General features: G+C 68.4%; 21 protein-coding genes. 4 read left to right on the top strand and 17 right to left on the bottom strand.

Annotated features, from left to right (window positions below):
- Positions 1–89: 89 nt before the first annotated feature.
- A complete protein-coding gene (locus tag AC5WS7_RS09690) occupies positions 90–941 on the top strand; it encodes a bifunctional 5,10-methylenetetrahydrofolate dehydrogenase/5,10-methenyltetrahydrofolate cyclohydrolase (protein WP_495954077.1) in 852 nt (283 codons plus the stop codon).
- A gap of 60 nt (positions 942–1,001) precedes the next feature.
- On the opposite strand, the gene AC5WS7_RS09685 is transcribed toward AC5WS7_RS09690, so the two are convergent.
- Positions 1,002–1,754: a L,D-transpeptidase gene (locus tag AC5WS7_RS09685; protein ID WP_495954076.1), complete on the bottom strand. Its 753-nt coding sequence runs from the start codon at positions 1,752–1,754 to the stop codon at positions 1,002–1,004.
- 154 nt (positions 1,755–1,908) lie between these two features.
- Positions 1,909–2,565, bottom strand: a complete 657-nt coding sequence (locus AC5WS7_RS09680) for a cyclodeaminase/cyclohydrolase family protein (RefSeq protein WP_495954075.1) — start codon at positions 2,563–2,565, stop codon at positions 1,909–1,911.
- 202 nt (positions 2,566–2,767) lie between these two features.
- Here AC5WS7_RS09680 and AC5WS7_RS09675 point away from each other — a divergent pair, with 202 nt between their 5' ends.
- Complete coding sequence (locus AC5WS7_RS09675) at positions 2,768–3,805, top strand: LLM class F420-dependent oxidoreductase (protein ID WP_495954074.1); 1,038 nt, start codon at positions 2,768–2,770, stop codon at positions 3,803–3,805.
- 57 nt (positions 3,806–3,862) lie between these two features.
- On the opposite strand, the gene AC5WS7_RS09670 is transcribed toward AC5WS7_RS09675, so the two are convergent.
- The 7 genes from AC5WS7_RS09670 to AC5WS7_RS09640 all read right to left on the bottom strand — a co-directional run bounded on the left by AC5WS7_RS09670 (position 3,863) and on the right by AC5WS7_RS09640 (position 9,783).
- Positions 3,863–4,243 (bottom strand): STAS domain-containing protein, encoded by a 381-nt coding sequence (locus tag AC5WS7_RS09670; RefSeq protein ID WP_495954073.1) that lies wholly within the window; start codon positions 4,241–4,243, stop codon positions 3,863–3,865.
- Between the two features lie 173 nt (positions 4,244–4,416).
- Positions 4,417–6,687, bottom strand: a complete 2,271-nt coding sequence (locus tag AC5WS7_RS09665; protein WP_495954072.1) for a SpoIIE family protein phosphatase — start codon at positions 6,685–6,687, stop codon at positions 4,417–4,419.
- Positions 6,688–6,754: 67 nt separating this feature from the next.
- Positions 6,755–7,387: a SpoIIE family protein phosphatase gene (locus AC5WS7_RS09660; RefSeq protein ID WP_495954071.1), complete on the bottom strand. Its 633-nt coding sequence runs from the start codon at positions 7,385–7,387 to the stop codon at positions 6,755–6,757.
- The gene (locus AC5WS7_RS09655) at positions 7,380–7,805 is read right to left on the bottom strand and encodes an ATP-binding protein (protein WP_495954070.1); all 426 of its coding nucleotides are present in this window, start codon (positions 7,803–7,805) and stop codon (positions 7,380–7,382) included. Before AC5WS7_RS09655 ends, AC5WS7_RS09660 begins: the two co-directional genes overlap by 8 nt.
- Positions 7,783–8,175, bottom strand: a complete 393-nt coding sequence (locus AC5WS7_RS09650; protein WP_067894853.1) for an STAS domain-containing protein — start codon at positions 8,173–8,175, stop codon at positions 7,783–7,785. Before AC5WS7_RS09650 ends, AC5WS7_RS09655 begins: the two co-directional genes overlap by 23 nt.
- A 15-nt stretch (positions 8,176–8,190) precedes the next feature.
- Positions 8,191–9,084 (bottom strand): STAS domain-containing protein, encoded by an 894-nt coding sequence (locus tag AC5WS7_RS09645; protein ID WP_067894856.1) that lies wholly within the window; start codon positions 9,082–9,084, stop codon positions 8,191–8,193.
- Positions 9,085–9,228: 144 nt separating this feature from the next.
- Positions 9,229–9,783: a MarR family winged helix-turn-helix transcriptional regulator gene (locus tag AC5WS7_RS09640; RefSeq protein WP_495954069.1), complete on the bottom strand. Its 555-nt coding sequence runs from the start codon at positions 9,781–9,783 to the stop codon at positions 9,229–9,231.
- 216 nt (positions 9,784–9,999) lie between these two features.
- Here AC5WS7_RS09640 and AC5WS7_RS09635 point away from each other — a divergent pair, with 216 nt between their 5' ends.
- Positions 10,000–11,676, top strand: coding sequence for a fumarate hydratase (locus tag AC5WS7_RS09635; protein ID WP_495954068.1), 1,677 nt, complete (start codon positions 10,000–10,002; stop codon positions 11,674–11,676).
- A gap of 22 nt (positions 11,677–11,698) precedes the next feature.
- On the opposite strand, the gene AC5WS7_RS09630 is transcribed toward AC5WS7_RS09635, so the two are convergent.
- Together AC5WS7_RS09630 and AC5WS7_RS09625 are read right to left on the bottom strand one after the other, a co-directional pair.
- Positions 11,699–13,126 carry an FAD-binding oxidoreductase gene (locus AC5WS7_RS09630; RefSeq protein WP_495954067.1) on the bottom strand — a complete coding sequence of 476 codons (1,428 nt, stop codon included), beginning with the start codon at positions 13,124–13,126 and terminating at the stop codon, positions 11,699–11,701.
- A complete protein-coding gene (locus tag AC5WS7_RS09625) occupies positions 13,113–13,304 on the bottom strand; it encodes a hypothetical protein (protein WP_495954066.1) in 192 nt (63 codons plus the stop codon). Before AC5WS7_RS09625 ends, AC5WS7_RS09630 begins: the two co-directional genes overlap by 14 nt.
- Before the next feature lie 475 nt (positions 13,305–13,779).
- Here AC5WS7_RS09625 and AC5WS7_RS09620 point away from each other — a divergent pair, with 475 nt between their 5' ends.
- Positions 13,780–14,049, top strand: a complete 270-nt coding sequence (locus tag AC5WS7_RS09620) for a hypothetical protein (RefSeq protein ID WP_495954065.1) — start codon at positions 13,780–13,782, stop codon at positions 14,047–14,049.
- Between the two features lie 16 nt (positions 14,050–14,065).
- On the opposite strand, the gene AC5WS7_RS09615 is transcribed toward AC5WS7_RS09620, so the two are convergent.
- From AC5WS7_RS09615 to AC5WS7_RS09590, 6 genes are all read right to left on the bottom strand, one after another.
- Complete coding sequence (locus tag AC5WS7_RS09615; protein WP_495954064.1) at positions 14,066–15,412, bottom strand: FAD-binding oxidoreductase; 1,347 nt, start codon at positions 15,410–15,412, stop codon at positions 14,066–14,068.
- Positions 15,409–16,416: a hypothetical protein gene (locus AC5WS7_RS09610; RefSeq protein ID WP_495954063.1), complete on the bottom strand. Its 1,008-nt coding sequence runs from the start codon at positions 16,414–16,416 to the stop codon at positions 15,409–15,411. The genes AC5WS7_RS09615 and AC5WS7_RS09610 overlap by 4 nt, the downstream gene beginning before the upstream one ends.
- Before the next feature lie 12 nt (positions 16,417–16,428).
- Complete coding sequence (locus AC5WS7_RS09605; RefSeq protein WP_495954062.1) at positions 16,429–16,776, bottom strand: RidA family protein; 348 nt, start codon at positions 16,774–16,776, stop codon at positions 16,429–16,431.
- Between the two features lie 58 nt (positions 16,777–16,834).
- Complete coding sequence (locus tag AC5WS7_RS09600; protein WP_495954061.1) at positions 16,835–17,932, bottom strand: alpha-hydroxy acid oxidase; 1,098 nt, start codon at positions 17,930–17,932, stop codon at positions 16,835–16,837.
- Positions 17,929–19,404 carry an amino acid permease gene (locus tag AC5WS7_RS09595; protein ID WP_495954060.1) on the bottom strand — a complete coding sequence of 492 codons (1,476 nt, stop codon included), beginning with the start codon at positions 19,402–19,404 and terminating at the stop codon, positions 17,929–17,931. Before AC5WS7_RS09595 ends, AC5WS7_RS09600 begins: the two co-directional genes overlap by 4 nt.
- Before the next feature lie 257 nt (positions 19,405–19,661).
- On the bottom strand, positions 19,662–20,831 hold the full coding sequence (locus AC5WS7_RS09590; RefSeq protein ID WP_495954059.1) for an MFS transporter: 1,170 nt from the start codon (positions 20,829–20,831) through the stop codon (positions 19,662–19,664).
- Positions 20,832–20,924 lie beyond the last annotated feature (93 nt).

The following is a 20,924-nucleotide window of genomic DNA, read 5'->3' as shown; positions in this document are numbered from 1 at the left end:
GAATTTCCCAGTCTTGGAGGGTAGCGGAGGGGTAGCCGTACTGCGCGCCGGGCGTCGACACCGCCGGCGGGCCGATTAAGGTGTCAGGAGTGGACACCATTTCGCTGACCGGCAAGGAACTCGCCGCCGCCCTCAATTCCGATACCGCCGAGCGCGCCGCCGCGCTCACTCAGCGGGGAGCCGCACCGCGGTTGGTGCTGGTGGTGGCCAATGACGATCCAGCCAGCGGCTGGTACGTGAAATCGCTCCAGCGCGCCGCCGGACGCCTCGGAATCGATTGCGACACAGTCGATCTGGGGGCCACCGCGACGGCCGATCAGATTCGCTCGAAGTTGCGTGGGCTGTGCGCCGACATCGCGGTCGACGCGGTCATGTTGCAGACGCCGCTGCCGGACGGGGTTGCCTTGCAGGATGTCAGCTCGGCGATCGCCGCGGCCAAGGATGTCGACGGGGTCAGCCCGCACTCGCTGGGCCTGCTGGCGACCGGACTGCCGGGTTTCCCGCCCGCCACCTCAGAGGCCGTGGTCGAATTGGCCAAACATCACGATATTCGGCTCGCCGGACGGCACGTCGCGGTCGTGGGCCGTTCGAACGTGGTCGGCAAGCCGCTCGCGCAACTGCTGCTGGCCGAGAATGCGACCGTCACGGTCTGCCACTCCCGGACCACCGATCTGCCCGCGGTCACCGCCGCCGCCGATATCGTTGTCGCGGCCGCGGGCCGTGCGGGCCTGATCACCGGTGATCACGTGCGCGAGGGCGCCGTGGTCATCGACGTCGGCACCAATGAGGGGCCGGACGGCAAGATCGTCGGCGATGTGGACGCGGCGTCCGTTCAGGGCAGAGCGGGTGCGCTGAGCCCGGTTCCGGGCGGTGTCGGCCCGGTCACCACCGCCCTGCTGATGCGTCACGTGGTCCGGGCGGCGGAGGCCAGCCGGGCCTGAGAGACGCCGCGGCGGCGAGCCGCGCCCGAAACGCGCGGCTCGCCGCCGGTTCGCCACAGTTCACCAGTGTGTGGTCACCGGGTCGCCGACGCTGACCTGGTTGTAATACCACTGGGCGTCCGCGGGCGCGAGATTGATACATCCGTGACTCACGTTCGAATTACCCTGCTGGTTGACCGACCACGGCGCGGAATGCACGAAAACCCCGCTCGAGGTGAGACGTTCGGCCCATTCGCCTTTCAGGTAGTACCCCTCGGGCGAGCTGAGCGGAATGCCGATCGTGCGTGAATCGAAGATGATGGTCCGGTCCTTCTCCATTACCGGATAAGTACCGACCGGTGTCGGGCGGGACGGTTTACCCATCGACGCGGGCATTACCCGAGGCGCCTGCCCGGGGACGAATACGGTGAAGGTGTGCGCGGACATATTGGCGTCCGCGCGCGTGCCGCCGTTGCTGCCGAACTGGGATCGCGCATGACCCGCCTGCACTGTGAATCGGGCGTTGACCGGGAGTAATCGGTCCGGTGTCCAGACCAGTTCCCGATCGCCGTTCCAGGCGAACGTGCCCGGAAGACGCTGACCGGCGGTGACCGTGACGGATCGTTCGGCGACCGCGCGATCCGCGACCGGCTGTGCGAAATCGACCGTGACCGGATGGGCGATGCCCACCACCGCTCCGTTGGCGGGTGAAATGGATGTCACGACAGGAATCTGCTGTGGTGTGACCGATGCCGCGGCGGCGATGCCGGAGGTAATGGCCGTGAGGGCTGCGATGACGATCGCGAAGAACAAATGACGAATCATGTTCCGCATGACCCCACCCCTTCGCTGGTGTGGTTATGAGACGTTCATCTTAGAACTTCATGATCACGCCGGCATCCCGAAAGCGCACGCATCGTAATCAAACCGCAGCATGTCGCAACGGCGCTGATTGCCGATTGTGTGCTGGTCGGCGATGATTTCCGGGTCAGCGGTGTATGGCGGCCATCACATCGGCGTAGACCGCGTCGGCCCGGGCGGTGAGTTCCTCGATGCGGGCGAGCACCGGGGCGAACTCCGCACCCTCGCCCTCGCCCAGGGAAGCCACGTTGATGGCGATGTTGAGCCGGGAACTTGTGGCCGCGGCGCGGGCCGCGTCGGCCGCGGCGCCGATGTCGGTGACCACGTTCGGATTGCCGATCGGCAGCAGATCGGCTGCGAGAGAGATGATTTCGTCGGCCTCGGCGACCACGGCGGCGGGCACCCGGGCGGCGGTGAGCAACGCGGCGTTGACGGCCTCGGTCCGGGCGGTGCGCTCGGCGTCGGTCTCCTTGGGCAGTTTGTAGGCCGCACCGACGGCCGTGAACGCCTCGGCGTCGGCTTCCGCCAGCGCCAGCGAGCGCTCGCGCGCCGAATCGGCCGCAGCGATGATCCGGTCGACGACGGGCCGGTTGGCGGCGTCTTTGGCGCGGGTGGTGTAGCGCGCCACCATGGCCACCAGCGCGGCCGCCTGCGCCGCGTGCAGGGCCGCGACCGCGCCGCCGCCGGGGGCGGGGATCTTGGCGGCCAGATCGTCCAGGTACCGCCCGATGGCCGAGGCACCGAAGGTGGTGGTGCCGGTGGACGATGCGGTGTCCTGAGACATGTTGCGGGACCTTTCTTTTCGGTGCGCGACTGCTCGACGGACCGGCGGGCGCCGATCGGCCGAGATGCCGATTACCGTACCGGGTCCGCGGTGCGGCCTGTGGTTCGGCACCCGAGGTCGGCGCGGTCACCGGCAGCCGGCCCGGACCTTCGAGTGTGGGGGGTCACGCGGCCCGATAGCTGTGCGCAGTAGGTTGAGCGTCATGCGTATCGGATTGGGCATCAACTATGCAGGCGGATTCAAGGAGGTCGCGGCCGAGGTCGCGGATCTCGAGCGTGCGGGCCTGGACATCGTTTTCGTGCCGGAGGCGTACTCCTTCGACGCGGTGAGCGCACTGGGCTATCTGGCGGCCAAGACCGAGCGCGTGCAGCTGGCCTCGGGCATCCTGCAGCTGTACACCCGCACCCCGACGCTGACGGCGATGACCGCTGCCGGGCTGGACTACGTGTCGGACGGCCGCTACATCCTCGGTCTCGGCGCCTCGGGACCACAGGTGATCGAGGGCTTCCACGGCGTGCCGTACGACGCCCCGATCGGCCGGACCCGCGAGGTCGTGGAGATCTGCCGCCGGGTGTGGCGGCGCGAGCGCCTGACCTTCGAGGGCAAGCACTACACCATCCCGCTGCCCGCCGAGCGCGGAACCGGCCTGGGCAAACCGCTCAAGCTGATCAATCACCCGGTGCGCGAACGCATTCCGGTGCTGCTGGCGGCGCTGGGACCGAAGAACGTGCAACTGGCCGCGGAGATCGCCGAGGGCTGGCAGCCGATCTTCTTCCTGCCGGAGAAGGCGCGCGAAGTATGGGGTGAGAGCCTGGCCGCCGGTAAGGCGAAGCGCGATCCGGCCCTGGGCGAGCTCGAGGTGTTCGCCGGACCCGCGCTGGCGATCGGCGAGAACGTCGAGGGGCTGCTCGAGTTCGTCAAACCGCACCTGGCGCTGTACATCGGCGGTATGGGAGCCAAGGAGAAGAACTTCTACCACGCCCTGGCCACGAAATACGGCTACGGCGCCGCCGCGAATCGCATCCAGGAGCTGTACCTGGCCGGTGAGAAGGAGGCGGCCGCCAAGGCGGTCCCCGACGAGCTGGTGCGCGACGTCTCGCTGATCGGATCCGCCGGGTTCGTCAAGGAGCGGGTCGCCGCCTTCGCCGAGGCCGGGGTGACGGTGCTGAACGTGGTGCCGATGGCCGCCACGCCCGCGGACCGGGTCAAGCTCGTCGAACAGCTGCGCGCGCTGGTCTGAGACGGCCGAAATCCCGTCGTCCCGGCACAGCCCGCTGGGACGACGGGTATCGAGGCGCTAGTTCTGGCGTAGCGCCGTCAGCGCGCCGTCCAGGGTCGTGTGCATCGAGAAGACCTTGTCCAGGCCGGTCACCTTGAGCTGGCGGCCGGTGGCCGGACCGTCGGCGACGACCATGATGCGGGTGGTCTCCCCGGCGCGCTTGTGCGCGCCGACGAGAGCAGCCATACCGGCCGATGCCAGGAAGCTCACCTGGGTCAGATCGATGATGACGACCGAGGGCTTACCGCCCAGTGTTGCCTCGATCGCATTCTCCAGCGCCGGGGCGGTCGCCAGATCGACCTCACCCGCCACCGTGAGCACGGTCGCTTCGTCGTGCACCGAGACCGATGTGGTCATCGCGTCGGCGAGGGGATGCGCGTCTCCGGAAGTGTTGGTCACCTAGACAATCTGCCACGAACCCGCGCCGGATGCCGCATCGTCCGGCGGATTGTCGGTGTTTCGTAGTACTCACGAACGCGAAAACCCCAGGTACGCCGCGTATTCCGAATTTTTCGACGGATCGGCCGCGCGGTGGCGTGAATGTGCCGTTCGCGCGGACGGGAGCGCTGCGGCTAAACCCGGCTGGCCGCTGAGAACGACACCGCCGGAAGTTTGGCGATCATCCGCACATGGGTGCCCACCCCGACGTGGTCGATCGTCAGCTCGTCGGTCAGCGCGTGCATCATGGCGATGCCGCGCCCGCGGTAGCCCGGATCCTCGGGGAGCGGTCGCCAGTTGCCGTCGTCGGAAACCTCGATGGTGACCCGGTCCAGAGCGCAATCCGCGGACACCACCACCCGGCCGGGGGCGCCGCCGAGGTACGCGTGCTCGATGCAGTTGCTGCACGCCTCGTTGGCGGCGGCGACCAGATCGGTCGCCAGATCGGCGGGCACCGCGGCCGCGCCCAGCCAGGCGGTCAGGCGGCGGCGTATCCCGGACAGGCCGCTCGCCTCGGCGGGCACGTCCAGATGCAGCGCCCGCGGCGGCTGCCGGTAGACGACCATGGCGACGTCGTCGTCGTAGCCGCCCGCCGGACGCAGGCGGGACAGCACCGCGTCGGCGACCTCGCGCGGCGGCATATCCGCCGCATCGGACAGCTCGTCGGCCAGTTCGTCGAATCGGATGTCGATATCGATACCGCGTTGCTCGACGAGTCCGTCGGTGAACAACACCAGGGTCGAGCCCGGTTCGAGCGTCGTGGTCGCCTCGGGACGCTGCGGCATCTCGAAGGTGGCCAGCGGCACCGCCCGGCCGCCCTCGAGCAGTCGGCCCTTGGTCCCGGGCGCGGCCAGCACCGGCGGCATGTGCCCGGCGTTGGAGTAGCGGAACGTCCCGCGCTCGGGATCCAGGATCGCCGCGCAGACCGTCGTGCACATCGCGCCCGGGATCCGCGCGGCGACCGTGTCCAGTTCGGCCAGCAGTTGCGCCGGCCCGGCTCCGCGCAGCAGCAGTGCGCGCGCCGCGGTGCGCAACTGGCCCATCACCACCGCCGCGGACAGGCCACGGCCGACGCAGTCGCCGACCACCAGGCCGATCGTGCCGTCGGCGAGTTGCACCACGTCGTACCAGTCGCCGCCGATCTCGAGCGGCGGTAGCGCGGGTTCGTAGTGCACCGAGAAGCGGGGCGGCAGTTCGATCGGGCCGAGCATCGCCCGCTGCAACGTGAGCGAGGTGGAACGGGCGGCGTCGAAGTTGCGCGCGCGCTGTACGGCCAGGCTGAGCTGACCGACCAGCAGCGAGAACAGCGCCCAATCGCCCGGACTGATCGCGCGGGGCGCGGCGAAACGCAGCCACAGCGCCGCATCCCCGGTTTCGCCCAACGGCGCCACGATGCCCTCGGAACTGGCCGCGCCCTCGGGGATGGCGAACATCGTCCGGCCCGGTCGCAGCCAGGCGCGGTCCAGCAGGGCCCGGGCCCTCGCGTCGAGCACCTGACGCGACTGCACCGCGTCCTCACCGGAGACGTACATCTCCGGCCCGGTCTGGCGGTTCGGCCACATCGACACCACGGCGGTCTCCGCGCCGATCGCCATGCGCAGCTCGTCCAGTCCGACGGTGAGCACCTCCACGACGCTGGTGCACGCCGCGACCGCGGTCGCCAGCCGGGAGACGGCCTGATCGCGGGCCTGGGCGTCGTGTTCGGCGGTGACGTCGCGGATCGTGCCGACGAAGATCCGCTCGTCGTCCTCCGGCCGGATCAGCGAGGACGTGCTGACCGCCAGCCACAGCCGGCGCCCGTCCCGATGACGCACCGGCATCACGAAGCGCGCGGCCTCGGTGCCCAGATCCGGATAGTGCGACTCCTCGGGGATCGACCACGGGTGCGGCAGCGGATACGGCACGGTCTCCGGCCCGTATCCGGTCAGCGCGCCGAACGCGGAGTTGACCTCGGTGAGGGTGCCGTGCGAATCGGCGACGAAGAATCCGTCCTGCAGCGATTCGACCAGCGCGGTGCGGAAGGTGTCGCGTCCCTCGAGATCCTCGGCGCGCAGCCGCTGCAACTCGTAGGAGCGGGTGCTGTCCAGGAATCCACGGGTGGCCACATCGAGTGCGGCAAGGGTCTGCAGCAGGAATTCCAGCGCGGTGTCCCCGGCGTCCGGGCCGCCGGGATGTTCGCCGCTCTCCTGCTCGGCGGCCGCCGCCGCGGGTGGCGGGGCGAGCAGATTCCATCGGCCCAGCAACCGGAAGTGGTGTTCGGTCAAATCCAGGATGCTGACGCCCTCGACGAGCGCGCGGCGACCGAGCTCGTACCCCTCGGCCAGGGTGTACTGGGTCGGCGAATCCAGGTGCAGCCGTAGGGCGTTCGTATACGCCTCACGGAATGCGGCCAGCACCGTGGTCATGCCGCGACCTCGCTGCCGCGTCCGGGCATCGGGGCCGGCACGACGTGTGCGCGCGGTGTGCGCCGGTTCATTGCGCCGGACCCGTATGTCCGCGATGACGCGCGGCCAGTACCAGCGCGTCGTCGGTTTCCTTGGAATGACCCTCGAGGATGTCCGTGGTGATCTCGGCGGTCGGCCGGGACAGGTCCACGGTGTCGACGAAATCGGTGACGATGCCGTCGGTGGCCATCAACAGCAGATCCCCGGCCCGCACCGGAACCGTCTGCGTCTGCAGATTGGGCGGGAGCCGATAGCCGACGATCCCGGCGGTCAGCAGCGCGGTCGCGCGGACCGCGAGTTTGCCGGGAGCCTTCGCGATGATCCGGGACTCCACATTGCCGACGCCGAGCCAGTGCACCCGGTCACCGGAGTCGAACAGCGCGAGAGTCAGTGCCGCGCCGCGAGTTTCGGCCAGGGCGCGATGACACAGCAGGGCCAGCACGTCCAGCGGCTCGGCCCGGTTGTCCGAGAGCACCTGGGCGGCGCGATCGGCGGCGTCCGCGGCGGCGGCGCCGTGCCCGAGCCCGTCGAGCACCGCGAACAGCACCGAGCCCCCGCCCGCGTCCAGGACCACCGCTCGGTCCCCGGATACGCGTTGACCGGGGAGCGCCCGTCCGGCCGTGGCCCATTCGATGGTGCCGATCAACCCGTCCTCATGCACGGGGAGGCACCCACTTCCACATCTCCACCAGCGTTCCCTGGCCGGGGCCGGAGTCGATGATCAGCTGGTCCATCAGTCGGCGGGCGCCCGGAAGCCCCAGCCCCAGGCCGCGACCGGTCGAATAACCGTCCTCGAGGGCGCGCGGAATGTCCAGAATGCCCGGCCCCTGGTCCTGTGCCTGGACCACCAGGGCCGGCCGTCCTTCTCGTTCCTCCACGGCCACACGGACTTCACCGGTTCCGGCGTAGCTGGTGATGTTTCGGGCGATCTCCGAGATTGCGGTGGAGATCATGGTGATGTCGGTCAGGGAGAAGCCCAGCTGCGCTGCCAGTTCTCGCCCGGCCTGACGTGCGGTAACGATGTCGCTGGACACCTTGACCGCGATCACCACACTGTCAGCGACCACGGTCACGACCATCTCGTTGATTGTGGGTGTGCAGCAATTTGCTGTTCAGCCAGGACAAACCCTCTTCGAGGTCCAGGGCGGTGTGCATGTCCTCGAAGGTGAGACCCAGCTGGACCATCGCGAACGCGACTTCGGGCTGCAATCCGACGATGACCGTCTCCGCACCCCGCAGCTTGGTCATATGGGCGATCGTACGCAGCGAGCGCGCCGCGAAGGAATCCATCACATCGATCGCGGTGACGTCGACGATGATGCCCTGGGCGCGGTATCTGCTGACGTAGGTCATCAGATCGTCCTGCAGGCGTTCGGTGTCGGCGTCCGTCAGGGCCGATTGCACGGACGCGATCAAGTAGGTGCCCTGTTTCAGAATGGGTACCGGCATTGTCCCCGCCTCGGGTTACCGTCGGTCGCGGTCGGTGAGGCGCGAGATCTCGTAACCGAGCAGCCGCTCCGCCTCCTGGATCCCGCCTTGCAGGTCGCCGACGGCGTTCATCTTGGTCAGGTCGAGCCCGATGGTGACCAGCGCGAGGGCGATCTCCGAGGACAGACCGGTGAGGATGACGCTGGCGCCCATCAGACCCGAGGCGTCGACCGTCTGGACCAGGTGGTTGGCCACCGTGGAGTCGATCATCGGCACACCGGTGATGTCGATGACGACCACCTTGGCGCGGTTGGCGCGGATCGCGCGCAGCAGCTGTTCGGTGAGCTGGCGGGCGCGCTGGCTGTCCAGCACGCCGATGATCGGCAGAATCAGCAACTGCTCGCGGACCTGCAGAACGGGCGTGGACAGCTCGCGGATGGCCTCCTGCTGCTGTCGGATGACGCGCTCGCGCTCCTGCACGAAGGAGATGGCCACGGTGTTGGCGATGCGGTTGGCGGCCGGTTCGTAGGCGTCCAGTACTCGCTTGAGCAGATCGAAGTCCGATTGGTACTTCTCGAACAAGCTGCGGGACAGCACATCTCGCAGCAGCAGCACGATGCCGATGACCTCGTCGGTCTCGACGCCCCGGGGGATGATGCGTTCGGACAGGTCCCGCGCGTACGCCTGCAGGGCCTCGACGCTACCGGTCTGCAGCGCCTCGACGTAGTTGTCGTAGATCGAGGTGGCCTCGGAGAAGACCTCCTCCGGCGTCATCGCGGTGAGCAGTGCGGCTACGCCGATGCGACGGGCCCATTCCTCCCGCAGTTCGGTGCGGTTCTGTCGCAGGTGCTCGACCAGCTGGGGCAGCAGGTCGTCAGCCGAACCGGTCGGCAGCGAATCCGGCGACAGGCCGATGGACACGTCGGACATGAAAACTCCTGCCCCTTTCGTTAAGGGTAGGTCGGTTGCTTCGTCGGGCTCGCTCACACACGGCTGCTCACGCATGCCCTGTCGAGCCTAGTCTTACCCGATACCCGCTGGATACCAAAACAAACATCCGCACCGCGCACCGGCTCAGCCCGCGCGACCGCCGCGCTCGCGCAGCCGGGGCTCGTCCCGGCGCTCCGACAGCTGGTCCGGCCGCTTGTCGAGGGCGCCGACCCGGGCCTGGGCGGGGCGGCGGTGGTGGGTCAACAGTGTGTCGTAGATATCGGCGAGCGCGGCGAGCTGATCACGGTCCAGCACATCGATCATGTGCCGCCGCACGCTGTCGATGTAGGCCGGTTCGGCGGTGGTGAGCACCTCCGAACCCTTACCGGTCAGTACCGCGGCCGTGCGCCGCGCGTCGTCCGGGATCGATTCGCGCGCAACCAGTCCGCGCTTCTCCATCCGGGTGATCTGGTGCGAGAGCCGGCTCTGCGACCATTCCAGGACCGCGGCGAGTTCGGCGAAGCTGCGCCGGTGGTCGGGAGCGTCGGCCAGCCGGGCCAGTACGGTGTACTCCACGTAGGTCAAGTTCGAGGCCCGCAGCGAATCGCGGCCGACGGCCGCTGCGATGAGGTCGCGGGTGAACACGAAGCCGAGCCAGGCCCGGGACTCGAGCTCGTCGAGCCAACGGATTTCGGTCACGATTGCGTGCCGCGTCCGCGACGGGTCAAGCTTGGACTGGTCATGCGCTGCCTTCCACCTCGGTCATCCCCACGTCAATGACAGGTACACCGAGCGTGTTGAAGGTGCAACCTGTGTGTCGAAACCGAGCAAGATTAGGCTTGCCTGACATCGTCTGGACAGGCGCCGATGGATACAGTGCCAAATGCTCGATTCCAGCCACAAGGAGTGCGATTCGTGACCACGCCTGACTTCCTCTACTCGGATCTGCTGCCGACCGGCGCCGACGAGACCCCCTACCGGCTGCTCACCACCGAGGGAGTCAGCACGTTCGAGGCGGGTGGGCGGACGTTCCTGCAGGTCGAGCCCGATGTCCTGCGCATGTTGACCGCCGAGGCGATGCACGACATCAGCCACTACCTGCGCCCGGGGCACCTGTCCCAGCTGCGCAAGATCATCGACGATCCGGAGTCCTCCGGCAACGACCGGTTCGTCGCGCTGGACCTGCTCAAGAACGTCAACATCTCCGCGGGCGGAATCCTGCCGATGTGCCAGGACACCGGTACCGCGATCGTGATGGGCAAGAAGTCCGAGGGCGTGCTGACCGGCGTGGACGACGCCGAGTGGATCTCGCGCGGTGTCTTCGACGCCTACACCAAGCTGAACCTGCGGTATTCGCAGCTCGCTCCGATCACCATGTGGGACGAGAAGAACACCGGCTCCAACCTGCCGGCCCAGGTCGAGTTGTATTCCACCGCAGCCGATCCCGCGCATCCGGCGTACAAGTTCCTGTTCATGGCCAAGGGCGGCGGCTCGGCGAACAAGTCGTTCCTGTTCCAGGAGACCAAGGCGATCCTGAACCCGTCCAGGATGCTGGAATTCCTGGACGAGAAGATCCGCTCGCTGGGCACCGCGGCCTGCCCGCCGTATCACCTCGCGGTCGTGATCGGCGGCACCAGTGCCGAATTCGCGCTCAAGACCGCGAAATACGCCTCGGCGCACTATCTGGACGGCATGCCCACCTCGGGATCCATGGCCGCGCACGGCTTCCGGGATCTCGAACTCGAGCAGGAAGTGTTCAAACTCACGCAGTCCTTCGGCATCGGCGCGCAGTTCGGCGGTAAGTACTTCTGCCACGACGTGCGGGTGATCCGGCTGCCGCGGCACGGTGCGAGCTGCCCGGTGGCGATCGCGGTGTCCTGTTCGGCGGACCGGCAGGCGCTGGCCAAGATCACCCCCGAGGGTGTCTTCCTCGAACAGCTCGAACGCGAACCGGCGCAGTATCTTCCGGAGCAGACCGATGCCATCCTCGGCGGCGACGTGGTGCAGGTCGACCTGAACCGGCCGATGTCGGAGATCCGCGCGGAGCTGTCGAAATACCCTGTGAAGACGCGTCTTTCGCTGACCGGCCCGCTGGTGGTCGCGCGCGACATCGCGCACGCCAAGATCAAGGAGCGGCTGGACGCGGGCGAGGAGATGCCGCAGTACCTGCGCGATATGGCCGTCTACTACGCGGGCCCGGCGAAGACTCCCGACGGGTACGCCTCGGGTTCGTTCGGCCCGACCACGGCGGGGCGGATGGACTCCTACGTCGATCAGTTCCAGGCCGCGGGCGGCTCGTTCGTCATGCTGGCCAAGGGAAATCGTTCCGCGCAGGTCACCAAGGCGTGCAAGGAGCACGGCGGGTTCTACCTCGGCTCGATCGGCGGCCCCGCCGCGCGGCTGGCCCTGGACTGCATCAAATCCGTCGAGGTGCTGGAGTATCCGGAGCTGGGCATGGAGGCGGTCTGGAAGATCGAGGTGGAGGACTTCCCGGCGTTCATCGTCGTGGACGACAAGGGCAACGACTTCTTCGCCGAGACCCAGAAGCCCATCGCGCTGCGCGTGCGCACCCGGTCGGCCGAGCGGGTCTGATCCCCCGATCGCCGGACGCGCCTCAGAGCGTGATTCCCGTGCGCAGCAGTCCATTCGGATCGGTGGACCGGGCCAGGGCGCGCAGGCGGGCGAGGCTGCCCGCGTAGTAACGCTCCGCCGCGACAGCGGGTTCGGAGTAGTTGGCGTACGCACCGGCCGAGGCCGCACCCAAGGCCCGGTGCGCGCTGGTGATCCACGCGCGTGCGTCCTCGGGCGCCGCGGGTGCGTCCACGATCCACTGCAGCGCCGCGGCGTGCGCGCGCCACGGGAACGCGGTGGCGTCGGCCCGGACGTCCCGCACCGCGCCGTCGAGCGGATCTACGAGTACGTATCCGGCTGCGCCGCCGCGGGATCGGGCCGTGACGATATCGACGATGGTCTCCGCCACCGCCGCGTTCAGCTCGGCCACCACGTCGGATCCGGCGACCTTGGTCGAGCGCGGGGTGGTCGAGCCACCCGAGATGTCGTCGGCGGCCGCCAGATGGCCGAGAGTCCGGTGCGTGACGGAAATCGGCGTCGCGGCGGCCGCGGCGGTGAGCCCGGCGATGGCGGCGGCGCCCTGGCCGGCGGGGGTGACGATCATGACCGAGCATTCGACAGTGCCTGGGGTAGCGCCGATCTCGACGTTCGACCACACCGATCGGTCGGCGCCGGGCAGCCAGCGGGCCCAGCCGGTCAGCACGCGAGCCGCCGCGTCGGCGGGGAAGCCGAGTCGTGCGATGTCGCGGTCTTCGGCCGCGTGGGTGCGGAAGGTGAGCGAAGTCAGGATTCCGGCGCTGCCGCCCGCACCGCGCAATGCCCAGAACAGGCCGGGCAACTGGTTCGCGGAGGTGTGCGCGACAGCTCCGCCGGGCAATACGACCTCGGCGGAATCCAGTGCGTCGCAGGTCAATCCGTAACGCCGGGAATCGACGCCCAGACCGCCGCCCACGGTGAGTCCGGCCAGTCCCACCGTCGGGCACGAGCCGATCGGCAGCGACCTGCCGGACTTGTTCAGTTCGGCCAGCACCGCGCGGATGTTCACCCCCGCGCCGACCGTCACCAGATCGCCGTTCAAGGCGATGCCGTCGAGGCCGCGCACATCCACCACCAGCGCGCCCGTGGTCGCCGATGCGCCCACATAGGAGTGCCCGCCGGCGCGGGCGGCCAAGGGCAGCCGGTGATCCCGGGCGAAGGCCAGGGCCGCGGTGACATCGCTTGCCGAAGCGGCCGCCACGATGGCCATCGGCGCCCCGGAGTCGAATTGCGGATCGAAAAGCTGTTTGGCGAAGTGGTATTCGCCATCCGCGGGCAGTAGCAGCCTGCCCCGCAAGCGGTTTCGCAGACCGTCCCAGTCCGGGGTGTCCGCCCCGGCCGTACCAGCGGGTGTCAGCGCGGTGGCGACGGTCAGGGCGCCGACACCGCGCAGCACGGTGCGGCGGGGGACGGGGCCGCGGTCATTCGAAGTCACCCGATGCTCTCCCGCCGGGATAGGGGTCGCGACCCGCGCCTGCCGAACTCGATCGGGCTCGGTACGCCCGACCATACCCGGCGTCGGTGCGCGCGGGAGACAGCGCGGTGAGGGTGACCAGGGCCGTCGCGCCGAATGCGGCGGCGGCGATGAAGAACACTTCGGGCGTGCATGACATGGCGGCTCTCGTTCTTCTGCGCAAAATTCTCCGTCGTTCGGACAAAGCAGCGGGTGAGGGCGAGGTGCTCGCACCCACGCGCTCAGCGTGGCGGGCGCGAGCCCGGCAGGAGAACCGCTGCGGCACAGCCTGTTCGACGGGGATGCAGCATAAACCGTACCTCCTGAGGGTGAGTTCGCCGAGCCGATCACCGATCGCGGTGGCGCCCCGGCGAATCGGTGTTGCCGTCGCGATGCGATCACAGCGTAGCGAATCATCAGCTAACTCCGGAAATTCCGGCTCCGGTACGGGTCGTTCCGTGGTCGAAACATCGAGCCCGATGCGCGACATCCGAGCGAAATGAGGGCAAAATGTATCGACACGCCGAACTACCTGACCATTACCGGTGTGGCGGTGTGTGTAAGCGGGCAGTCTGAGTACTCGGCGACGTTCGGGCATCTTTTCCGGACCGGTCGGGATGATGGAGGTTTCGGGCGTGCAACGGCGAGTTGCGGGTGAGTGGTCGGTGCCGATGGGTGAGCCGCAGCTGCGGCACGGCCGCGGCACGGTGCGGCGCGGTCCGGTGCGGACTCTGCCGTGGTGTCCGCCGGGGTGGTTGCTCCTGGAGTTGCCGACCGCCCTGCTGCTCGCGGTCTTCGTGGGCACCGGATGGCTGGGCTACGCCCAGAACGGTCGTTCCACGACCGGACCTATCCCAGCGGTCGTCGCTCCGGCCCCGGACCCCGTAGTGCCGGGACCGCGCTGAGCGACGGCGAAGGGATTCACGCGTCCAGGATCTTGCCCGGGTTCAGCAGTCCGTGCGGATCCAGGGCGCGTTTGAGCCGGCTCATCACCTCCACGGCGCCGCCGTGCTCGTCGCGTAGATATTTCTTCTTGGCCAAGCCGATTCCGTGCTCGCCCGAGGCGGTGCCGCCGACGGACAGGGCATGGCGCACCACCGCATCCGAGAACCGCAGGGCGGCAGGAAGGTTCGCTTCGGTATAGGGCACCACGACGTGCACGTTGCCGTCGCCGATGTGTCCGGCCACGCTGATGTCCAGACCGAGCTCGGCGCCGAGCCGGGTCGCGGTGCCCACCGCATCGGCAATGCGGGAACAGGGCACGGCGGTATCGGTCACCAGGAACCGGTGTCCCGGGCTGCGTGCCCTGAGCGCGAAGAACAGTGCGTGCCGGTCCTCCCAGAGCGCGTGTCGTTCGGTGTGCGTCCGCGCCACCTCGACGGCAGTCGCCCCGTGTGCCCGGACGATGCGATCGATGTCGCGTTCGTTCGCGTTCGCCGCCGCGGCCGAGGCGGTCTCGAGATCGACGAACAACGCGGGCAGCTCGGCATAGCGGGTGCGGCGAAAGGCGTTGAGCGCGGCCATACTCGCGGCATCGACGAATTCGAGTCTGCTCACCGGCAGCGCGAGTCCCAGCATCTCGACCGCGGCAGCCACCGCGGCGGCCACATCCGGAAACGAAATACGCAGTGCCGCCTGGCATTCGGGAATCGGATGTAGCCGCACGGTGAGTTCGGTGATGATCGCCAGCGTCCCCGCCGACCCGATCAGCAGACTCTTCAGGTCGTAACCGCTCGAGGACTTGCGTACCGCCCGCCCCAACCGCATGACCCGGCCGTCGGCGAAGACGGCCTGCAGTGCAACGACATTGGCTCGCATGCCGCCGTATCGCACACTGGTCGTGCCGCTGGCATTGGTGGCGGCCATCCCGCCCAGCGTGGCGTCCGCGCCCGGGTCGACGGTGAATTGCAGGCCGAATTCGGCTGCCGCCGCGTTGAGCCGGGTTCGGGTCACACCCGGCTGCACGGTGGCGGTGAAGTCGGCGGGTGAGATGTCCAGGATCGAATCCGCTTGCGACAGATCCAGGATCAGCTCGTCCCCGCGGGCGAGCAGATGCCCCTCCAGGCTGGTGCCCGCGCCGCGCGGGATCAGCGGGGTGCGTGAGTCGCGTGCCCAGGCCATCACGGCGAGTACGTCGTCGAGGCCGGTCGCATGGGCGACACCGCGCGGGCGGCTGCCGTTGCGGCCGGTCTCGTCGGTGACGAATTGATCCAGCACCGCCGCGCGGGTGTCGACCGGGATCGGCGGGCCGTCGAACGAGGTGGTCATCCGCGTTCGAGGACAGTGGTGACGAGCATCGTGTGGTCCTCCATCCGGCGGGTCACGGACCAGCCGAGTTCGGCGAACGCGGTCTCGTACTCCTGTTGCGTCCACAGCCGCACCCCGGTGATGGTGTGGTAGATCTCGTAGGTCGGCGAGAACCAGGGTTGCTGGGTCCACTGTTCGGCCTCGAGCAGATAGCCGTCGCCGATGACCAGGCGGCGCACGTTCGGGAACCACTCCATCCAGCCGCGCAGCACCGCCGCGATGCCCTCGCCGTCGCTGGCGAGTTGATGCAACAGGAAGAACGACATTGCGGTGGTGACACTCTCGCGGTCGACGTGCGCGAGCCAGGCCGGCGGTTCGGACCCGGGCTGTACCGAACCGGCCAGCAGGGTGACCCGATCGGTGAGCCCCTGCCCGGCCAGGACCGCGGTGGCTGCGTCGATCACCTCGGCCTCGATGTCCACGCCGAGGAATCGCTCCTTCGGTGCGATCGCGGCGAGCGCCTGTATCCGTCCGGCATCGGCGCAGCCGAGATCTATGGTGCATCCCGGGGTTTCGTCGGCGGCGATGGCCGCGCCGATGCCGGCGAAGATCTCCGGGCGTCGTCGGGCGATATCGGTGCAGGCTCGTGCCACCTCACCGGGTTCGGTTGCGGCGGGGATGAATTCGTCGAGTGCGGCATCGGACAGCTTGCGGAATGTGGGTTCCCAGCCACGCACCGCGCACCGGACGAAACCCCGGTTCTTGCCGACATCGTGACCGGTGTGGGTGAGGTGGTAGCGGTGATTGCGCCGGACCAGGAATCCGGCGCGCACCAAGCCGACGGCCACGGCCTGCTGGATGCCGGTGGTGGGTGCGATGGTGTTGCCGCCCAGCAGTGTCGCCCACCAGCCCCAGTCGTCGGCGGCCACGATGAGCTGCCCGGCCGTCTGGCCCTCGATGACGTCGCGGATGGTGAAATCGCCGATGGCGGAACGGGTATGCAGGAGTGGAGTTGCGGCGGTCATTGTGGATCTCCCTCAGGATGCGGCGACCGCGATCGCCTGGATTTCGATGAACAGCCCCTCGATGGGCAGGGTGGTGACAGTTGTGGTCCGCGCCGGTGCGGCTGACTCGAAATACCCGGCGAAGGCCGCGTTCCAGGACGCGAACCACCGCCGGTCGGACAGATAGCAGTCGAGTTTCAGGACCTGCGCGCGGCTGCTGCCCGCCGCGTCGAGTGCGGCGTCGAGCTGGTCCAGGACGATGGCGGCCTGCTCCTCGAAGGTGTCGGCGGACACCGTCATCGTGGCGGTGTCGACGGCGGCAAGACCCGAGGTGAACAGCAGGCCGCCGCCGGCGCGGGCCGCGGGAAAGGGAGCGTTCACGACGGTGATCTCCTTCGGCGGGACGGTGGTGTCCGGACGTCGGTGCGGCCCCGGCCCCTCATGCCGGGGCCCGCACGATCCGGGAACCATCGATGTCTCCGAGAGTCGCTGCGCCGGAGAGGATCATGAGTGTGCGCAGTTCCTCGCTGAGCAGCTGGAGTACTCGATCGACTCCGGCTTCTCCGGCGGCGGCCAGCCCGTAGATGGCAGCCCGGCCGATGATGACGGCGTCGGCCCCGAGCGCGAGCGCCAGATAGATGTCGCTGCCGGTGCGCACGCCGCTGTCCAGCAGAATCGGCAGATCCGGGCCGACCGCCGCACGAATGCTCGGCAGCATCTCGAGGCTGGCCGGAGCCGGATCGCACTGGCGGCCACCGTGATTGGAGACGACCAGTGCCGATGCGCCGACGGCGAGGGCGCGTTCGGCCGAGGCCGGTGTCAGAATGCCCTTGGCGATCCACGGCAGCCCGAAGCCCGCCGCCGCGTCCGCGAGCTGATCCCAATCCCACACCGCGCCACCCTGTTTGAGCAGTTGCCCGAACACCTCCGCGACGCCGGGGGCGCCGTTCTCCCCGGTCAGGTTGCCCGCGAACAGGCGCTGATCGGGGTCGAAGCGATTACCCATGTTCCGGGTGCGGAATCCGCCGACCGGGCAGTCCACGGTGATGCACAGCGCCTCGAACCCGGCGTGTGCCAGGCGGTCCGCCTCGGCGGGGGCATGACCGAACGGGTGCAGTTGGGCGATGCGCGCGGCGCGCGGTGCGGCCGCGTGCACGCGCTGGTAGGAGAAGCTGCCTGCCTCGGGCACGATCGACAGCGCGCCGTGCCGCTGTGCGGCTCGGGCGACGGCGAGGTGGCCCTCGGGGTGGAACAGCGCGTCGCCGCCGAACGGCGCGGTCAGGATCGGCGTGTCGAGTCCGATGCCGAGCAGGTCGGTGTGGGTCGAGGGGGCGCCGACCCCGCTCATCGGCTCGGGGAGGATGCGCCAGCGGTCGAATGCGGCCAGGTTGGCGCGCAACGTGATCTCCTTGCCCGCACCGCCTTCGACGAAATCGAACACGTCCGGGGGCAGTGCCGCCGCCGCGGCCCGGTGGATTTCCGCCAGGGTGCCGAAGTCGACCCGGGTGGGGTAGAAGCTGTCGAGCTGGGCGGTCATGCGGCGCCTCCGGTCACGGTGGCATCGTCGGTGGGCTCGGGTGCGCGGCCACCGCCGACGACCGAATGCCTGCGCCCGTAGGTCAGGTAGAGCACAACGCCGGCGGCACTCCAGATCACGAATCGCAACCAGGTCAGCGGCGCGAAAGTGGTTGCCAGCCAGACACATCCGGCGATCGCGAGCAACGGCACGATCGGCATCAACGGTGTCCGGAACGGGCGTGCGCGGCCCGGATCGGTCCGGCGCAGGATCAGCACACCAAGGGCGACGATGACGAACGCGAACAGCGCGCCGATATTGACCAGTTCGGCCACGGTATCGATCGGCAGCAGCCCGGCCACCACCGCGATGACCGCACCCAGCACCAGGCTCAGCCGAACGGGCACCCCGCGAGAACCGGTGCGGCACAGCGCCTTGGGCACCAGACCGTCGCGGGCCATGGCGAATACCAGGCGGGTCTGTCCGTAGAACACCATCAGCAGGCCCTTGGTGAGCGCGATCACCGACGCCACCAGGATGACCTTGCCGATCCAGCCCGCGCCGATCGCGGCCAGCGCCGTCGCCACCGGTGCGGCGTTGTTCAAGGTGGAATACGGTGCGACACCGGTCAATATGGCGCTCACCGCGACGTACAGGATGGTCGCGATGACGACCGACCCGATGATGCCCCAGGGCAGATTCCGGCGCGGATTCCGGGTTTCCTCCGCCGAGGTGGCAACGACGTCGAATCCGAGATATGCGAAGAATGCCAGCGCGGCCCCGGCGGCGATGCCGTTGACGCCGAACGGAACGAACGGTGCCCAATTGCCCGGATGCACATGCGGCGCGCCGATCGCGACGACCAGCGCGAGCACGGCGATGGTGAGTGCGACGAGGGTTTTCACCACGGCCGCGGCAATTTTCACCTCGAATACGAGCACGGCGACGATGATGCCGACGATTATCACGGCCGGGAGATCGATCACACCGCCGTCGCTCGGCCCGCTCGAAATCGCTTTGGGAAGCGTTGTGCCGAACAAGGATTGGAGTGTCGCGCGGAAAAGCCCCGACCATCCGATCGCGACCGCGGCCGCGGCCACGGCGTATTCGAGCAGTAGATTCCAGCCCACCAGGAATGCCGGGACCTCACCCATCGTGGAATAGGTGTAAGTGTACGCGCTGCCGGATACCGGCGTCATCGACGCCAGTTCGCTGTAGCAGAGTGCGACCAGTACGCAGATCGCTCCGGCCAGCACGAACGACAGGATTATCGCGGGTCCGGCCTTGGTCGCGGCCGCGACGCCCGTGGTGACGAAGATGCCCGCGCCGATGATGGTGCCGACTCCCATCGCGATCAGATCCGTGCGGCCGAGGCTGCGTTTGAGTGTGCCACCGGTGTTTTCGGCGGTGGCGATCGACGCCTCGGTGGTGCGGACTCGGAATGCGTTCGTCCGGCGGGAGATCGACGGGCCGGTCCGGGTGGGTGTTGCCATGATCGGAATCCATTCGCTGGGAATGTATTTGGTTCTCGTACATCAAGTGAAGCAATCGAATTTTGTGTCCCGGTGAACGCAGGTAACGAACCCGTTTCCGAAACTCGGGCAAATCCATTGCAGCCCAACATATTCCGAACACGCAGAAGGCGCACGGTGGCAATTCCGTGCGTCTTGCCGCAGTGCTGTTTCCGGTGGATTTCGGGAGAGTGGAGGTACTTACTCCGGCGAGGAAATCGGAGAATGCGTGCGGGGGATTATGCGGTTGTCGATGTTCGTGAAACGGGAGTACAACGCGCGGCGTGCGGCACTGCGCGGCGGCGGAATACCCAAGTGGCCGAGGCGATTGCGGTGAGTACGGCGGCCGCGGCCAGAACCGCGTCGCGCATCGATCCGATGGTGGCCACGACCCCGAGGGCGACGGTGCCGACCGCCGCGCACAGATACGCCACGGCGGCGAAGCGTGCGGCGATTCGAGCGTGCCGATCCGGAGTCGCGGCGGCGCTGACTATGCGCAGCCCGGTGCGATAGGCGATGCCCTGACCGCATCCGGCGATCGCGCCGCCACACAGCAGCAGCGGCAGGCTCGAAACCCAGGAGACCGCGGCGGCGATGGCGACACCGGCGATGATGATCAGTTGCGCGGCAAAGGGTTCGGCAGGCAGGGCTCGGGGCGGCAGAGCGCGCTGGGCGAGCCAGGCGCAGATCAGATACAGCGTGACCGGGAGTGCCAGCAGGGTCAGATTCCGGGTGCCCAGCAACTCCGCGCCGTAGCTGGGCAACAGGGCGACGACCAGGCCGGCGGAGACCCACGCTGCGATTCCGGTGAGATATCCCGCGATCGGCGGTTCATCCGCGCCGGGCACGGGTGCGGCGCCACGTGCGGGGGCCGTGACGCGCACACCGCGATCGGCCAGCACGATCAGCGCCAGCAGCCCGAGCGTGACCGCGTGTACCAGGTAGACGGTGACTCCCGGTGCGGGCAGGTACTGTGCCAGCGCGGCGGCGGCGAATGTGCCCAGCGCGGAACCGAATACGGTGGCGGTCGCCATGGCCGTGCGCCCGCGCTCGCCCCGGCGTTCGAGGATCAGCCCGGCCAGCGAGCCGGTCACCAGGCCCACCGACAGGCCCGCGCAGATCCGCGCCAGGCAAGCGGGCCAGGCCGAATGTGCCAGTGCCATCGCCAGATCCGCGCCGATGCCGAAGGCGCTGCCGAGCCCGATCCGCCACCACCACCCGGTGCGTGCGGGCGGCGTTCCGAGCAGTGCCAGCGTCGGTGTCAGCGCGAACAGATACGCGGCGAAGATCACCGTGATGAGCAGCGGGGCCAGTGCCCAGGCGTGCCGGTAGTACGGCATCATGCCGGTCGCCATGTTCGGCTGCGCCATGATCAGCACCAACAGCGCGCCCGGTGCCGCTACCCGCATCTCGCCCCCTAAGTGAGCAGATCTTCTCGATTGAGATGATAGATAACTGAGAAGAACTTCTCTACTCGAACGGGGAATCGGGCAGGGGCCCGA

The organism is Nocardia sp. PLKS1-43 (assembly GCF_059510335.1).
This window is presented reverse-complemented; position numbering and strand designations above follow the sequence as displayed.

What these genes read in the sequence shown, in the direction of transcription:
- AC5WS7_RS09625 (WP_495954066.1), bottom strand. Translation starts at nt 13,304, where the DNA reads ATGTCATGCACGCCCGAAGTGTTCTTCATCGCCGCCGCCGCATTCGGC.
- AC5WS7_RS09615 (WP_495954064.1), bottom strand. Translation starts at nt 15,412, where the DNA reads ATGACCACCTCGTTCGACGGCCCGCCGATCCCGGTCGACACCCGCGCG.
- AC5WS7_RS09590 (WP_495954059.1), bottom strand. Translation starts at nt 20,831, where the DNA reads ATGCGGGTAGCGGCACCGGGCGCGCTGTTGGTGCTGATCATGGCGCAG.
- AC5WS7_RS09655 (WP_495954070.1), bottom strand. Translation starts at nt 7,805, where the DNA reads ATGGTCGTGACCGTGGTCGCTGACAGTGTGGTGATCGCGGTCAAGGTG.
- AC5WS7_RS09600 (WP_495954061.1), bottom strand. Translation starts at nt 17,932, where the DNA reads ATGACCGCCCAGCTCGACAGCTTCTACCCCACCCGGGTCGACTTCGGC.
- AC5WS7_RS09610 (WP_495954063.1), bottom strand. Translation starts at nt 16,416, where the DNA reads ATGACCGCCGCAACTCCACTCCTGCATACCCGTTCCGCCATCGGCGAT.
- AC5WS7_RS09680 (WP_495954075.1), bottom strand. Translation starts at nt 2,565, where the DNA reads ATGTCTCAGGACACCGCATCGTCCACCGGCACCACCACCTTCGGTGCC.
- AC5WS7_RS09595 (WP_495954060.1), bottom strand. Translation starts at nt 19,404, where the DNA reads ATGGCAACACCCACCCGGACCGGCCCGTCGATCTCCCGCCGGACGAAC.
- AC5WS7_RS09665 (WP_495954072.1), bottom strand. Translation starts at nt 6,687, where the DNA reads ATGACCACGGTGCTGGCCGCATTCCGTGAGGCGTATACGAACGCCCTA.
- AC5WS7_RS09685 (WP_495954076.1), bottom strand. Translation starts at nt 1,754, where the DNA reads ATGCGGAACATGATTCGTCATTTGTTCTTCGCGATCGTCATCGCAGCC.
- AC5WS7_RS09675 (WP_495954074.1), top strand. Translation starts at nt 2,768, where the DNA reads ATGCGTATCGGATTGGGCATCAACTATGCAGGCGGATTCAAGGAGGTC.
- AC5WS7_RS09650 (WP_067894853.1), bottom strand. Translation starts at nt 8,175, where the DNA reads ATGCCGGTACCCATTCTGAAACAGGGCACCTACTTGATCGCGTCCGTG.
- AC5WS7_RS09645 (WP_067894856.1), bottom strand. Translation starts at nt 9,084, where the DNA reads ATGTCCGACGTGTCCATCGGCCTGTCGCCGGATTCGCTGCCGACCGGT.